This is a genomic window from Streptomyces sp. NPDC004134, from assembly GCF_042874195.1.
Classification (GTDB): Bacteria; Actinomycetota; Actinomycetes; order Streptomycetales; family Streptomycetaceae; genus Streptomyces.
Genome location: NZ_JBIAMS010000007.1, coordinates 1 through 13885 on the forward strand (window position 1 = coordinate 1; position 13885 = coordinate 13885).

The window sequence follows — 13885 nt, forward strand, 5'->3', positions numbered from 1 at the left end:
ACGCCCGGTCTCATTCCGAACCCGGAAGCTAAGCCCGTCCGCGCCGATGGTACTGCATGGGGGACCGTGTGGGAGAGTAGGTCACCGCCGAACAAACTTCAGTACTCAACCCCCGGACACCGTCCGGGGGTTGAGTCATTTCCGCACCCCTCACACCCCCAGCGACAGCCCCGGCCAGCGGCTGCGCGCCTGCTCCGGCGAGCGCATCGTGGCCAGCGTGGGCAGTCCCTCGCGGTCGCCTTCGGTGAGGAGGGCGGGGAGCTGGGCGAGGGGGGCGACTGCGGCTACGTCGTCGAGGACAAGGGTGAGTGGTGGGTCGAGCCGGCCGGTGGATGACCCTGCGGCCATGCGGCGGCCGTGCTCGACCACGTCTGTGGCGAGGGCGGTGAGCAGTGGCATCGCACCCGGGCGGGACCGGGGACCCTCGATGGCTTCACCCACCAGATAGAGCGTTCCCCCTTCGTCGATGAATGACTCCAATACGAGCGAATCTGCTCGGGTCGGTTTGGAAGCGTTGCGCATGTGGATCGATGACATGCCCTCCAGCGCCGTCGCCACGAGCTCCGCCGCCGCGTCCCGCCGCTCCGGATGCCCGGTCAGCGCCGACTCCAGCTCGCCGGCCGCGCCCGACGCCGCTTCCGGCGCCGAGCGCAGGATGCCCACCGGTTCGTGGGCGCCCGTGCCCTGGGCCCAGCGGTGGACCTGGGCGAAGGGGCGGTCCGCTACGGCGGCGGCGTGCAGCCAGCACGCCAGCATCGTCTCCGCGGTGTCCGCCACCGTGGTGTCCGTACGGTGCTGGGGCCGTACCGGGCGTAGGAGAGCTGCCGCTCGCCCGGACGCCGTGCCGCGTTCCGTGCAGCCGGCGGCCGGGGACCAGCGGAGTCGGTCCGGGGTGTCGCAGAGCTGGCCCGGGTCGTAGACGAGGACGGGGCCGAGCTTGCCGCGGGCGTCCTTGGTGTCCGCCCACAGGGTGGCGTCCGAGGTGATGACGAGCGCCGGCCCCTCTGCTCCCAGCAGCGTCTCCCGGGTGACCGCCATCGCCGTCGGGCTGCCCTTGCGGAACACCAGCGGGCCGGCGTGCGTCGGCGGCAGTCCGGCCGGGGGCCGGGCTCGGCCCTGCCGCGGGACGGTGGGGAGGGACTGCGCGGGCTGCGGGCGTGGCTCCTGCGTGGGTCGTACGGGCGCTCTGCGCTGGGGCGTGGGCTGTGCCGGGGGCTGCGTGTCCTCGTACCGGTCCTGCTCCTCGTACCGGCCCTCCAGGCCGCCTGCCAGCGCCTCGTCTCCCGCGGCCGCCTTGCGTGCCGCCGCCCGCCGGGCCCGCCAGCTCGCCATCGTCGTCATCCCCACGAGCGTGAACGTGCCGAGCACCATCAACTGGCTGATGAACACGCCCCAGAACAGCCCCCACCCCGACAGGGACTCCCGCGGCGTGTCCGGCCAGGCGGCCGGCAGGTCGTGCGGCTCGGAGACCAGCTCGCGCATCGCCAGCGGCGTGCGTGTGAAGGTGACGCCGTCCGGCCACGCGCCGTGCGCCAGCAGCCCGGACAGACCCGTCGCCGTCCACGCCAGAATGGTCAGGCCGAGCAGGAACGCCAGAATGCCGAGGAGCAGGGCGTCGGGGATGCCCCGCTCCGGGCCGTCCTGCTGCCCGCCGCCCCGGTTACGTCCACCGCGACCCTGCGCCATCTCAGGCCACCGTCGATTCCTTCGCCATCACCACCGGGCCGGTGTCGTCCGCCGCCTCCAGGGCCGGTACCGGGGCGGACTCCGTCATCGCCCGGTCGGTGAAGACCAGCGGCCGTTCGGCCTCGGTCACCAGGTGCTTGACCACCTGCACGTTGCCGTTGACGTCCCAGACGGCGATGCCGGGCGTCAGGGTCGGGATGATCTCGACGGCCCAGCGCGGCAGTCCGAGGACTTTTCCCGTCGCGCGGGCCTCGTCGGCTTTCTGCGCGTAGATCGTACGTGTCGACGCCATCTTCAGGATCGCCGCCGCCTCCCGCGCCGCGGCTCCGTCCACGACGTCCGACAAGTGGTGCACGACGGCGACGAAGGAGAGGCCGAGCCGGCGGCCGAACTTCAGCAGCCGCTGGAAGAGCTGGGCGACGAAGGGGGAGTTGATGATGTGCCATGCCTCTTCGACCAGGAAGATGCGCTTCTTGCGGTCGGGGCGGATCCAGGTGTGCTCCAGCCACACGCCGACGATGGCCATGAGGATCGGCATGGCGATCGAGTTCCGGTCGATGTGGGAGAGGTCGAAGATGATGAGCGGCGAGTCGAGGTCGATGCCGACGGTCGTCGGGCCGTCGAACATGCCGCGCAGGTCGCCGTCGACCAGGCGGTCGAGGACGAGGGCGACGTCCAGGCCCCAGTTGCGGACGTCCTCGACGTCGACGTTCATGGCCTCGGCGGCGGTCGGCGCCGGGTGGCGGAGCTGCTCGACGATGTCGGTGAGCACCGGCTGGCGGTCGGTGACGGTCCCGGTGACGTGACCGTGGGCGACCTTGAGGGCGAAGCCGGAGCGCTCGTCCAGGCCGCTGCCGGTGGCGACTTCGATGATCGTACGGAGCAGGGCGAGCTGGCCGGTGGTGGTGATCGCCGGGTCGAGCGGGTTGAGGCGGATGCCGCTGTCGAGGGCCGCCAGGGGGTCGAGGCGGATCGGGGTGATGCCGAGCTCCTGCGCGATCAGCGCCCACTCGCCGACGCCGTCCTCGCCCTGGGCGTCGAGCACGACGACCTGGCGGTCGCGGAAGCGCAGTTGGCGCAGGACGTAGGTCTTCTCCAGCGCGGACTTGCCGTTACCCGACTCGCCGAGCACCAGCCAGTGCGGCGCGGGGAGCTGCTGGCCGTAGAGCTGGAAAGGGTCGTAGATGTAGCCCTTGCCGCTGTAGACCTCGCGGCCGATGATGACGCCGGAGTCGCCCAGGCCGGGCGCGGCGGTGGGCAGATAGACGGCCTGTGCCTGCGCGGAGGAGGTGCGCACGGGCAGCCGCTGGGTCTCCGTCTTGCCGAAGACGAAGCCCGCGAAGGCACGCGTCGCCAGATCGAGGAGGTCGGCCATGGGGGGTCACCTGATCCCGGTCGCGGAGGGCGGGGTGTTGACGAGCGCGCGGCGGTGCCCGCGCTCGTACGGGGTGCCCTTCCGGGCGTGGACCGGGGCGTGGGGCGAGGGGGCGCGGTGCGCCGCGCGTTCCCTGTCGTGGGGGAGCATCAACCGCTGGGCCATGGGGGTCACCTGATCCCGGTCGCGAAAGGCAGGGTGTTCACGAAGGCGCGGTGGTGCTCTCTGTCGCACCATTCCAGTTTCAGGTATGACTTCCCCGCCGAGGCGCGGATCGTGCGCTTGTCGCGGGCGAGAGCCTCGGGGGAGCGGGCGGAGACCGTGAGGTAGCCGACGATGTTGACGCCGGCGGCGCCGGAGGCGAGGTCCTCGCCGCGCTGGTCGATGCGCTCGTGGTGGGCGATGTCCCGGGGGTCGACGACGCGGTTCATCTTCGCCTGCCTGGACGCCTCGGCGTCGTCGTTCGTCTTCTCCGTCAGCATCCGCTCGATGGCCACTTCTGTGGGCTCCAGGTCCATGCATACGGCGACCGTGCGGATGACGTCCGGGGTGTGGACGAGGAGCGGGGCGAGGAAGTTGACGCCGACCGGGGTCATCGGCCATTCCTTCACCCACGCCGTGGAGTGGCACCAGGGGTCGCGGGTCGCCGACTCGCGGGTCTTGGCGCGCAGGTACTGCGGGTCTACGGCGTCCAGTTCGGCCGGCCAGGCGTTGCGCTGGGTCATGGCCTGGATGTGGTCGATGGGGTGGTCCGGGTCGTACATGGAGTGCACGAGGGCCGAGAGCCGCGCGATGCCGAGCGGCTGCCGTACCCGGATGTCGGCCTCGGCGAGACGGGCGCAGATGTCGCCCAGCTCGCGGGCCATGATGACGGCGATGCACTCGTCGCGGCTCTGCTTGGTCGCGCGGCCCATGACCGTGGCCTCCTGGCCGAGGTCGCGGGTGTAGGGCATGCAGGCGACGAGGTACGCGCGGTGCTGCTCGGAGGAGGTGGACACCATCGACTGGAGCTGGTCGTACGAGCCCTTTATCCACTGCGGCGCGCGCGGGTCGCCGCGCTGCGAGACGTCCTTGGCGTGCGCGTCGGGGTCGGCGGGGAGCGTACGGGCGAGCATCTGCAGACGGCGTACGAAGCCGTCGCCGTTGGCGGCGTGCTTGAGCAGCGTGCCGAAGCGGTCGACGAGGGCTTCCTGGTCCTCGCTGTCGCGCAGGCCGACGCCCGGGCCCTCGATCTCTATGACGGCGGTGACGGTGCGGCGGTCCGCGTGCAGCAGGACGGCGATCTCGTCGGGGCCGAAGGGGGCGACCATCCAGTTGATACGGCCGATGCCGGGCGGGGTGCCGACGGCGACCTCCTCGCCGCTGAGGCGGGTGCCGGCTTCCTGGGCGCCGGAGCGGTAGACGGCGGCGCCGCTGCGCAGGAGGCGGCGGTGGCTGCGGCTGATCTCGAACCAGCGGTAGAAGGTGCGCCCGCGGTACGGGACGTAGACGGCGGCGAGGGCGAGCAGCGGGAAGCCCATCAGCAGCACGATGCGCAGCGTCAGCACGGGGACGAGGAGGCCGCACATCATCCCGAGGAAGGCGCCGCCGATGATCATGCCGATCTCGCCGGTCTCGCGGTTGCGGCCGACGATGGCGTTGGGGCGGGCCTTGCCGATGAGGTACGTGCGACGGGGGGTGATCGGTGGTGTGTCGTGCGTGGTCACCGCAGGTCACCTCCTGTTTCCGGGCTGCTGGGGGGACTGCGGGGGCACGCTGCGGCCGCCCTGCGAGCCGGGACCGGAGCCGCCGGTGCTGTGGTTGGCGGTGCTCGGCTTGGGCGGGGCGGACTGCTGCGGGCGGCTGCTGTGGGCGGAGACGCCACCGGCGACGGGGTTGGCGGGCTTGGCCGCGGAGCGGGACTCGCCGGTGGCGCCGCCGGCGGGTCCCGACGACGAGGTGCGGGAGCCGTGGGTCTTCATGCCGGCGGTGACGAGGGCGGCGGGGGTGGCCATGACGGCGGAGGCCGGGTTGGCGGAGGTGGCGCGGCGGCCCTGCTTGGCGGTCATGATCTCGTCGCCGAAGCCGGGCACGAAGCGGTAGATCATCGCGCTGGCGAAGATGGCGAGCAGGATGATGGCGAGGCCGGAGACGACGGCGGAGAAGGCGTCGGGTCCTTCCTCGGCGGAGAGGGCGCCGGCGAGGCCCAGGACGATGACGATGACCGGCTTGACGAGGATCACGGCGATCATGATCCCGGCCCAGCGGCGGACGTGGTGCCACATGTTCTTGTCGACGAGCCCGGCGTAGACGGCGGTGCCGAGGAGGGCGCCGACGTAGAGGAGCGCGGCGCGGATGACGAGCTCCAGCCAGAGCACGCCTGCGGCGAGCACGGAGACGAGGGAGACGACGATGAGCATGATCGGGCCGCCGCCGATGTCCTCGCCCTTCTTGAGCGCTTCCGAGAAGCCGCCGAAGAAGGTGTCGGTGTTGGACGACGTACCGGAAGCGATGGCTTCCGTGACGGAGTCGGTGGCGGTGACCAGGGTGTAGAGGACGAGGGGGGTGAAGGCGGAGGCGAGGACGGTGAGCCAGAGGAAGCCGATGGCCTCGCCGAGGGCTTCGCCGAGGGGGACGCCGCGGATGGCGCGCTTGGCGACGGCCAGGAGCCAGAGGGTGAGGGTGAGGATGGTGGAGGCGGCGAAGACGACGGCGTACTGGCGCAGGAAGGTGGCGTTGGTGAAGTCGACGGTGGTGGTGGAGTTGACGGCGTCGGAGAGCTTGTCGATGGTCCAGGCGGCGGCTTCGGCACACCCCTTCGCCAACGAGGACAGCGGATCGACGGATTCGGTCGGATCGCTGGGCGCGTCGGGGGCGGAGCCCTGGCGGTCGCCTTCGCCTTCGCAGTAGTCGCGGGCGGGGCCGCGGATGAGGTCGCAGGAGTCGCCGTCCTGGGCGGCGGCGCGGCCGGCGGCGAGGACGGCGACGAACTGCGCGCCCCCGAGGAGTGCGCCCAGGCGGAGGGCGCGGCGGCGGTCAGCGGGCATAGGTGAACCCTCCGAACTCCTCGATGGCCTTGGCCATGTCCTCGGCGGAGGAGGCGGTCTGGTCGCGCCCGACGGGCACCGGGCCGTCCTTCTGCGTGTAGTCGGACACCTTCCAGTCGCCGTCGGCCCACTGGAGCTCGTACGTCGTGGTGTACCAGCTCTCGGTGACGGGGTTCTCGGAGTCCTCGCCGGCGAGGCCGAAGAGCGCCGAGTACCAGACGGCGATCTTCGCGGTGTCGTCGGTGTACGCCTTCACGCTGGCGCCGACCGGGTTGATCCGGGAGACGAACGTCGTCCCGGTGGGTGCCGTCCCGTCCTCCTCCAGGCCGATGCGCTGGAGGAACGCCGGGTCGTCGTAGACCTCGTCGAGAGCGGAGAGACGGGCCTCGGCGACTCCGGGGACGTAGAGCGAGCGGACGATGTCGGCGCGCTCTTCTTCGTCGAACATCCCGGCGCCGGCCAGCGGCACGGTGTAGTTCGCCGCTGCCGACTGGGCGCCCTCTGCGGATTGGGGGAAGCCTGTGGGGATGCCGTTGGCGGGGGTATTTACCGGGGTGTCGCCTGTGGGGGAGGTGGGTTGGGCCTTGGTGTCGGGGTTGGCGGGGGACTCGGGGTCGTCCTCGGTGTTGCCGCCGCGGTTCGCGAAGGCGATCGCGGCGATGAGGAGGACCACGACGCCCACGACCGTGACCATCGCGCGGGAGGGCGAGACGCGGCCGCCGCGGCGGGTGCCGTAGCGGGCGTCGTTGTCGCCTTCGGCGAAGCGGGTGCGGGTGCCGGGTTCGGGGGTGGCGTAGTCGACGTAGTCGTCGTCGTGGCTCATGCCGGGTCCCCCCCTCCGTGCGCCGGTGCCGCGTTGCACCGGCGTGCCGTAGGCACAAGAAGGTAGCGGTGCGCCGTCTGACGTCTTACGGGGGTCCCCGGGCCGCGGCCGGGGGGTGGTCGCCTCCCGGGTCGCGGGCTCGGGCGACGTCCCGTCGCCGTGTGCCGCACCGCCGTTCGCCGTACGCCTGGCCCAGAAGTCACGGCCCGGCCTACACCGCCATTCCGTACACGATCGTGAACACGGTGCCGAGGGAGCCGATGATGAACACTCCCGTCAGACCGGCCACGATCAGCCCCTTGCCCTGCTCCGCGCTGAACGTGTCGCGCAGCGCGGTCGCGCCGATGCGCTGCTTGGCCGCGCCCCAGATCGCGATGCCCAGGCACAGCAGGATCGCGACCGCCATGACCACTTCGATCATCACGCGCGCTTCTTGGCCCAGGCTTCCGAAGGGGCCCCAGTCAGGGGCGATACCGCCGATGATGGTGTTGATGTCGCCCTTGTCGGCTGCCAGGAACATGTCGTAACTCACCGCCCCATGCGCTGTGTTGCCGTCCGGGGTGGACGGCAGGAGTCATTGTCCATCCTCCCTGATGATGCCCTCGTGAGAGTCGATTTGGCGTCAACCGCGGGGATTTCACAAGGGTGTTCGGCGCTCTCCGCCGACTTTCCTGTGTGTATCACGTTAGGTGACTATTGGCAACGCTGCGTGCCTGCGGGGTCGGGGAGGCGATCGGCTTGTCCGACCTGCGCCGAATCGGAGTATGTGAAGAGTGGGGGCCGCGGTGACGGGTGCCGGGCGGGCCTCGTTGGTGGAATTGACTCAAACAGGCCCCAGGGAAGGCGGCGGATGTGTTCGAAGGGATGACGGTCGTCTCGGGGGCCGTGGTGCTCGTCGGCGCGGTCAGCGGCGTTGGCGCGTCCTTGCAGCAGGGCGCCGGGCCGGGGGTGTTGACGTCGCCGGCGTCGGAGGTGGTGGAGGTGGCCGGCGTGGTTTCCGCGGGCGAGGGTGCGGAGGGCGGATCGCCCGTGCCGGCCGTGGTCTGACGCGGCGCGCCCGCCGCCGGGGTGCGGCGGCGGGCGGGTCGTACGCGGGGGCGCGCGGGCGGCGCGTCCAAGTGCTTTACACGGGCTGGCCGATGGGGCGCATGACGACCGTGTTGACGTCGACGCCCTCCGGCTGGTTCAGCGCCCAGACGATCGACTCGGCGACCTGGTCGGACGTCATCATCTCCATCCCCTCCGGCGCCCCGCCCATGCCGTCCCAGAAGAGCGTGTCGGTGCGGCCGGGGGCGACGAGCGTGACGCCGATGCCGTCGCCGGTGACCATGCGGCGGGTGTTCTCGGCCAGCCCCGTCATCGCCCACTTGGTGATGCCGTAGATGTTGCCCGGGGTGTGGACGAAGCCCGCGACGCTGCCGACGATGACGATCCGGCCGCGGGTCTCGCGCAGCGCCTCCAGCGAGCTGCGGATGAGCAGGGCGGGGCCCAGGACGTTGGTGAGCACCATGTCGCGCCAGCCGGCCGGGTCGCCGGTGCCGAGGTCGTCGTGGCTGGCGAAGCCGGCGTTGGCGACGACCGCGTCGAGCCGGCCGAACGCCGCGAGCGTGGCCTGCACCGCCTCGGCCACCGCCTCGTGGTCGGAGGCGTCGCCCGGCAGCGTCAGCAGCTCCGGCGGGTCGCCGGCGTCCTTGGCGAACCGGCGCAGCCGCTCGGCGCCGCGGCCGGTGACGGCGACGCGGCCGCCGCGGGCGAGGAGCTGGCGGGCCGCGGCGGCGCCGATGCCGCTGCCGCCGCCGGTGACGAGGGTGACGGGCGAGTCGTGGGTCATGGGTACGGGCCTCCGGGTGCCGTTCTGGTCGGACGCGGCGAGTGCACCACTTGGAGTGTTCTCTATGTCAACACCCCTGGTGAGGCCGGGCGGAGGTGGCCGTACGGCACGGGCGGCGGTGGTGCTGGCGCCACCTGGGGTCCGGCGGTCGGCACCAGTGATCACAGGGCGTATGCGGACGAGGGTGGAGCCCGCCACACCACGACCCAGGGAGACCGCCGTGAACCGCACCCGCACCCGCACCGCCGCCCGCCGCGCCGGGGCCGCCGCCCTCCTCGCCGCCGTCGTCGCCGGTGCCGCCGCGCCCGTCGCCGCCGCCCACGGCGCCGGGGGCGCCCCCGACCCCGTACAGCGCCGCCTCGACGCCCTCGTCGAGCGCGACGGCGTCCCCGGCGCCCTCGCGTACGACGGCCGCACGACCCGTACCGCCGGCGTCGCCGACACCGCCACCGGGCGGCCCATGGTCGGCGCCGAGGGCCGCTACCGGATGGCCAGCAACACCAAGGCGTTCACCGCCACGGCCGTGATGCGGCTGGTCGCCGCGGGCGAGGTGCGGCTGGACGCGCCGGCCGCGCGGTACGTGCCGCAGCTCGCCGGCACCGGCGTCACCGTGCGGCACCTGCTCAAGCAGACCAGCGGGCTGCCGGAGTACCTGCGGTTCGTCGACTGGAGCAGCGCCGCGACCGACGAGGAGTACCTCGCGCTCGCCCTCGGCCACCCCGCCGACTTCGAACCGGGCGCCCGCTGGGGCTACTCCAACACGAACCACCTCGCGCTCGGCCTGTTGATAAATCATGTCACCGGCGAGGACTACCGCACGTACATCGAGCGCACCCTCATCGAGCCCCTGCACCTGGAGGACACGTACTGGCCCGCGAAGGGCGAGCTGACGCTACGCGGCCCGCACGCCCGCAACTACGGCGTCGATCCGACCGACCCCGACGCCGGCGTCACCGACGTGACCGAGCTGCCCGGCTACGAGTTCGGCGCCTCCGGCGGCCTCGTGACCACGCCGAAGGACCAGAACGCCTTCTGGGACGCCCTCTTCGGCGGCAGGCTGCTGCCCGGCTGGGCGCTGCGGGCGATGACCCACGACACCACCGACGTCGGCGGCCAGGACACCTACCCCGAGGGCAGCAGGTACGGCTACGGCGTCGCGTCCTTCCCGCTGAGCTGCGGCGGCGTGTACTGGGGCCACGGCGGCGACCTGCCGGGCGACTCCGTCGCCGGCGGGCGGGCCGGCCGGGGGCGCGGGACGGTCACCGTCTACACGACCACGTGGGCCGCCGAGGGCGACCGGCTGGCGGGCCTCCAGGGGGCGGCCGACGCGGCGCTGTGCGCGAAGGGCCGTACGGGCAAGGGACGTTGAGCAGGGAACGGGCAGACAGCCGGGGTCCGATGAGGGATGGTTGAGGGGTGCGCAAGCTCTGGCTGTTCGTGGCGCTGGGGTCGGGGATGCTCCTGTCGTTCCTGGCCCTGCTCGTCGTCGGCACGTACACCGCCGCGTCCGGTCTCGCCGGACGCGGCGTCGGCCTGGCGAAGGGCGCCGTGCCCGCCACGTACCAGTCGCTGGTGCAGGAGTGGGGCAACCTCTGCCCGGCCCTCAACCCCGCCCTGCTCGCCGCGCAGTTGTACCAGGAGAGCGGCTGGGACCCCAACGCCGTCAGCCCCGCGGACGCGCGCGGCATCGCGCAGTTCATGCCCGGCACCTGGGCCACCCACGGCATCGACGCCAACGGCGACGGCGAGCGCAACATCAACGACCCCGAGGACGCCATCCCGTCGGCGGCCACGTACGACTGCAAGCTCGCGGGCTACGTCGAGGACGTGCCCGGCGACCCGACCGAGAACATGCTCGCCGCGTACAACGCGGGACCGTACGCCGTCATCAAGTACAACGGCGTGCCCCCGTACCGCGAGACGCAGAACTACGTGCAGATCATCCAGGCCCTGGAGGAGAGCTTCGCCGCCCCCACCTCCCGCCTGTCGCCGTCGAAGCAGGCCGCGGGCGCCATCCACTACGCGCAGGACAAGCTCGGCACGCCCTATCTGTGGGGCGGTGACGGCACGCCGGAGGAGGGCGGCCGGTTCGACTGCTCGGGGCTGACGAAGGCGGCGTACGCCTCGGTGGACATCGAGCTGCCGCGGGTGGCGAACGACCAGTGGAACGCGGGGCCGCACCCCGGCAGGGACGAACTGCTGCCCGGGGACCTGGTGTTCTTCGCGTACGACATGAACGACTCGCGCTCCATCCACCACGTCGGCCTGTATGTAGGGGGCGGCTACATGATCGACGCCCCTTACACCGGCGCCGTGATCCGCTTCGATCCGATCGACTCGCCCGACTACTTCGGCGCGACCCGGGTCACGGAGGCCGGCGCCGAGGCGCTGCCGAAGCGCTGACGTGCGACGGGCCGCCCCGCGTGGTCGCCGTACGGGCCGCACGGAGGGTCACTCTTCGATAACCTCCCGGTGATCTTTCGGTCGCAGACGGAACGCAGACCGTCGTGGCGCCGTTGCAAAGGGCGAGCGGCACCGTTGCAATAGGGAAGACGGCATTCGCCGATCAGCGGGAAACGGGTGGGGAGAGGAGCCGAGTGGACATGCGTTCGCTGCACCTGGCGGGGGCACCCCCGAGCGGGTCGAACGCCGACGTTTCCGTGCTGTTCGACATCAACGGCGTTGCGGACTCCACGCCGCCCTGGTTCGACCGCGGGGCGGCGTTCCTCGGCGAGTACGGGCTGATCGGGCTGCTCGGCGTGCTGCTGGTCGTGTGCTGGTGGCGCGCGCGCGGGCGTACGGGAGCGGTGCCGGTCGTGACCGCGCTGCTCTGGGGCCCGCTGGCGGCGGCGCTCGCCCTGCTCGCGAACATGCCGATCCGCGCGATCGTGGAGCGCCCGCGGCCGTTCCGGGAGCACGAGGGCCTGGAGGTCCTGCTGCCCGGCACGACCGGGTACTCGTTCGTCAGCGACCACACGTCGGTGGCCATGGCACTGGCGGTCGGCATCTTCATGGCGAGCAGGCGGTACGGGCTCGCCGCGCTGGCGCTGGCGCTGCTGGAGGCGCTGAGCCGGGTCTACCTGGGCGTGCACTACCCCTCGGACGTCGTCGGCGGCATCGCGCTCGGCACGTCGGTGGCGCTGCTGCTCGCGCCCGCGGCGACGGCCGGGTTGATGCCGCTGGTCAGACGGGCGCCCGCGTGGCTCGTCGGCGACCCGGAGGCGGCGGACGCCGACCCGGACCGGGAGCCGGCGACGGGCCCCGGCGCGGTCCCCACGCCGCGGACGGAGTCGCTGGAGCGCGGCGGAGGCGGCCGGGACGGCGACGAGTTGGCGGCGTAGCGGGTACGGGAGCGGGCCGACCGGCGGGTGGGGGAGGCCGGGGCCCGGAGCGTACGGAAGCGCTCCGCGCCGGGTACGCGCGCCAATGCGCCCCCCGAATTTCTCCGCGCCCGGACGCTACACCGCGTGACACCCGGGCTCGCCCGACGCCCGCACCGTCCGGTGCCCGGACCGCCCCGGTGCCCGACACCCCGGGCGCCTACACCGCCTGGTCGAAGTCGAACAGCCGCTCCGGGTCGTACCGCTCCTTCACCTTCGCCAGCCGCTCCGCCGCCGGACCGTAGTACGCGCCCCGCCACTTCCGCAGCTCCGGATCCGTGTAGTTCTGGTACGCCGCCCCCGAGGCGTGCTCCCGCATCGCCGCGTGCGTGTCCGCCAGCCACCGCTCGCCGGGACCGCCGTCCTCGCCCTCGTCCCACGACGAGATGTACTGCGCCAGCACCCGCGACTCGCGGTGCACGAACGCCGTCTCCGCCACCGGCACCCGGTTCACCGCCCCGCCCAGCGCGGTGAGGATGAACAGCGCGTCCGCCGACCGCGACGCCTTCTCCGCCCGGTCCAGCAGCGTGCCGATGCCGCCGGCGCCCAGCGGCTCGTCGTAGAAGTCGGAGCGCGCCGCGAACGTGTCGCGCTGCAGGATGCCGCGCGCGTTGCGGCCGGGGACGCCGCCCTGGAGCCGGCACTGCTCGCGGTCGGCCTGGGCGCAGCCCGCGTACGAGCGCATGGCGTGGATGTACGACTGCGGGCCGATGGAGACGTCCTCGGCGGGCCCGGGGCCGCCGGCCTGGTCGGCGAGGAAGTCGACGGCGGTGTGCATGTCGTCCTCGGTGCCCAGCGACATCGCGGCCACGGAGATCGTCGGCTCGCCGCCTCGGGTGTTGCCGAAGTGGACGGCGGACCACAGCTCGTCGGGCTGGTCCGGGCCCCACTGCTGCCAGGTGGTGAGCAGCGCCTCGGCCTTCGACCAGGGCCACACCATGTTCGCGGCGACGACGTCCGAGGCTTCGCGGGTGTCGTAGCGCAGCTCGGTGACGATCCCGAAGTTGCCGCCGCCGGCGCCGCGCAGCGCCCAGAACAGGTCCTCGTTCTCGTCCGCCGAGCACTCGAAGGTCTTGCCGTCGGCGGTCACGACGGTGGCGCCGCGGAGGTGGTCGCAGGTGAGCCCGTACGCGCGCGAGACGACCCCGTGGCCGCCGCCGAGGGTGAGGCCGGCCATGCCGACCGTCGCGCAGGAGCCGGCGGGTATGGTCCGGCCCCGGGCGGCGAGGACTTCGTAGACGTCGATGGTGCGCGCCCCGGCGCCGACGGTGGCGGTGTCGGAGTCGGCGTCGATCCCGGAGAGGGCGGAGACGTCGACGACGAGGCGGCCGTTGCCGCTGGAGAAGCCGGCGTAGGAGTGGCCGCCGCTGCGGACGGCGACGGGGACGCCGGCGGCGCGGGCGAAGCGCAGGCACTCGGCGGCGTCGTCGGCGTGGTCGACGTACGCGACGGCGGCGGGACGCAGGTCGTCGAAGCGGGTGTTGTACTGCTGGGCGGCGACGCGGTAGTCGTCGTGCCCGGGGAGGACGAGGCGGCCGGCGAGCGACTCCGCGAGCGCGGGCCAGTCCGGCGGTCCGGTGGCCGCGCCGCCGCCGGAACCGGAGCCGCCGGGCTTGGGGTCGGGCTTTCCGCCGTCGTCGTCGCCCGAGCAGCCGGCGACGCCGGCGGCGCCCATGCCTGCGGCGGTGGCGAGGGCGGTACGGAGCACTGTGCGCCTGTCCATCGGGACAGCACAGCGCATCCTGTCCCCCCTTCGCTACCCCC

The 13885-nt window shown here is 72.7% G+C and carries 13 protein-coding genes and 1 rRNA gene; 5 read left to right on the forward strand and 9 right to left on the reverse strand.

Annotated elements, in window-relative coordinates; all coding sequences use genetic code 11:
• Window positions 1–93: ribosomal RNA gene (rrf, locus tag ACFYVJ_RS11750) — 5S ribosomal RNA — on the forward strand; the annotation flags it as partial.
• A gap of 57 nt (window positions 94–150) precedes the next feature.
• Here rrf and ACFYVJ_RS11755 read toward each other — a convergent pair.
• The 7 genes from ACFYVJ_RS11755 to ACFYVJ_RS11785 form a co-directional block, all read right to left on the reverse strand.
• The gene (locus ACFYVJ_RS11755) at window positions 151–1686 is read right to left on the reverse strand and encodes a type VI secretion protein (RefSeq protein WP_388889355.1); all 1536 of its coding nucleotides are present in this window, start codon (window positions 1684–1686) and stop codon (window positions 151–153) included.
• A 1-nt stretch (window position 1687) separates the two neighbouring features.
• Window positions 1688–3061, reverse strand: a complete 1374-nt coding sequence (locus tag ACFYVJ_RS11760; protein ID WP_388889357.1) for an ATP-binding protein — start codon at window positions 3059–3061, stop codon at window positions 1688–1690.
• 6 nt (window positions 3062–3067) lie between these two features.
• A complete protein-coding gene (locus ACFYVJ_RS11765) occupies window positions 3068–3226 on the reverse strand; it encodes a hypothetical protein (RefSeq protein ID WP_388889360.1) in 159 nt (52 codons plus the stop codon).
• Window positions 3227–3231: 5 nt separating this feature from the next.
• Window positions 3232–4767, reverse strand: a complete 1536-nt coding sequence (locus ACFYVJ_RS11770) for an SCO6880 family protein (RefSeq protein ID WP_388889362.1) — start codon at window positions 4765–4767, stop codon at window positions 3232–3234.
• 6 nt (window positions 4768–4773) lie between these two features.
• Window positions 4774–6087: a hypothetical protein gene (locus ACFYVJ_RS11775; protein WP_388889365.1), complete on the reverse strand. Its 1314-nt coding sequence runs from the start codon at window positions 6085–6087 to the stop codon at window positions 4774–4776.
• On the reverse strand, window positions 6077–6910 hold the full coding sequence (locus ACFYVJ_RS11780; protein WP_388889367.1) for a hypothetical protein: 834 nt from the start codon (window positions 6908–6910) through the stop codon (window positions 6077–6079). Before ACFYVJ_RS11780 ends, ACFYVJ_RS11775 begins: the two co-directional genes overlap by 11 nt.
• 211 nt (window positions 6911–7121) lie before the next feature.
• Window positions 7122–7430, reverse strand: coding sequence for a hypothetical protein (locus tag ACFYVJ_RS11785; RefSeq protein WP_018840935.1), 309 nt, complete (start codon window positions 7428–7430; stop codon window positions 7122–7124).
• Between the two features lie 344 nt (window positions 7431–7774).
• Between ACFYVJ_RS11785 and ACFYVJ_RS11790 the strand changes: the two genes are divergently transcribed.
• On the forward strand, window positions 7775–7957 hold the full coding sequence (locus ACFYVJ_RS11790) for a hypothetical protein (RefSeq protein ID WP_388889370.1): 183 nt from the start codon (window positions 7775–7777) through the stop codon (window positions 7955–7957).
• A 76-nt stretch (window positions 7958–8033) separates the two neighbouring features.
• Here ACFYVJ_RS11790 and ACFYVJ_RS11795 read toward each other — a convergent pair whose 3' ends face one another.
• Window positions 8034–8741, reverse strand: a complete 708-nt coding sequence (locus ACFYVJ_RS11795) for an SDR family oxidoreductase (protein WP_388889372.1) — start codon at window positions 8739–8741, stop codon at window positions 8034–8036.
• Between the two features lie 220 nt (window positions 8742–8961).
• On the opposite strand from ACFYVJ_RS11795, the gene ACFYVJ_RS11800 reads away from it, so the two are divergent.
• The 3 genes from ACFYVJ_RS11800 (at window position 8962) to ACFYVJ_RS11810 (ending at window position 12082) form a co-directional block, all read left to right on the forward strand.
• Window positions 8962–10110: a serine hydrolase domain-containing protein gene (locus tag ACFYVJ_RS11800; RefSeq protein ID WP_388889375.1), complete on the forward strand. Its 1149-nt coding sequence runs from the start codon at window positions 8962–8964 to the stop codon at window positions 10108–10110.
• 47 nt (window positions 10111–10157) lie between these two features.
• Window positions 10158–11144, forward strand: coding sequence for an NlpC/P60 family protein (locus ACFYVJ_RS11805; protein WP_388889378.1), 987 nt, complete (start codon window positions 10158–10160; stop codon window positions 11142–11144).
• A gap of 194 nt (window positions 11145–11338) precedes the next feature.
• The gene (locus ACFYVJ_RS11810; protein ID WP_388889381.1) at window positions 11339–12082 is read left to right on the forward strand and encodes a phosphatase PAP2 family protein; all 744 of its coding nucleotides are present in this window, start codon (window positions 11339–11341) and stop codon (window positions 12080–12082) included.
• 199 nt (window positions 12083–12281) lie between these two features.
• Here the strand turns inward: ACFYVJ_RS11810 and ACFYVJ_RS11815 are convergent, their stop codons facing one another.
• Window positions 12282–13844: an FAD-binding oxidoreductase gene (locus ACFYVJ_RS11815; RefSeq protein WP_388889384.1), complete on the reverse strand. Its 1563-nt coding sequence runs from the start codon at window positions 13842–13844 to the stop codon at window positions 12282–12284.
• Between the last annotated feature and the right edge of the window lie 41 nt (window positions 13845–13885).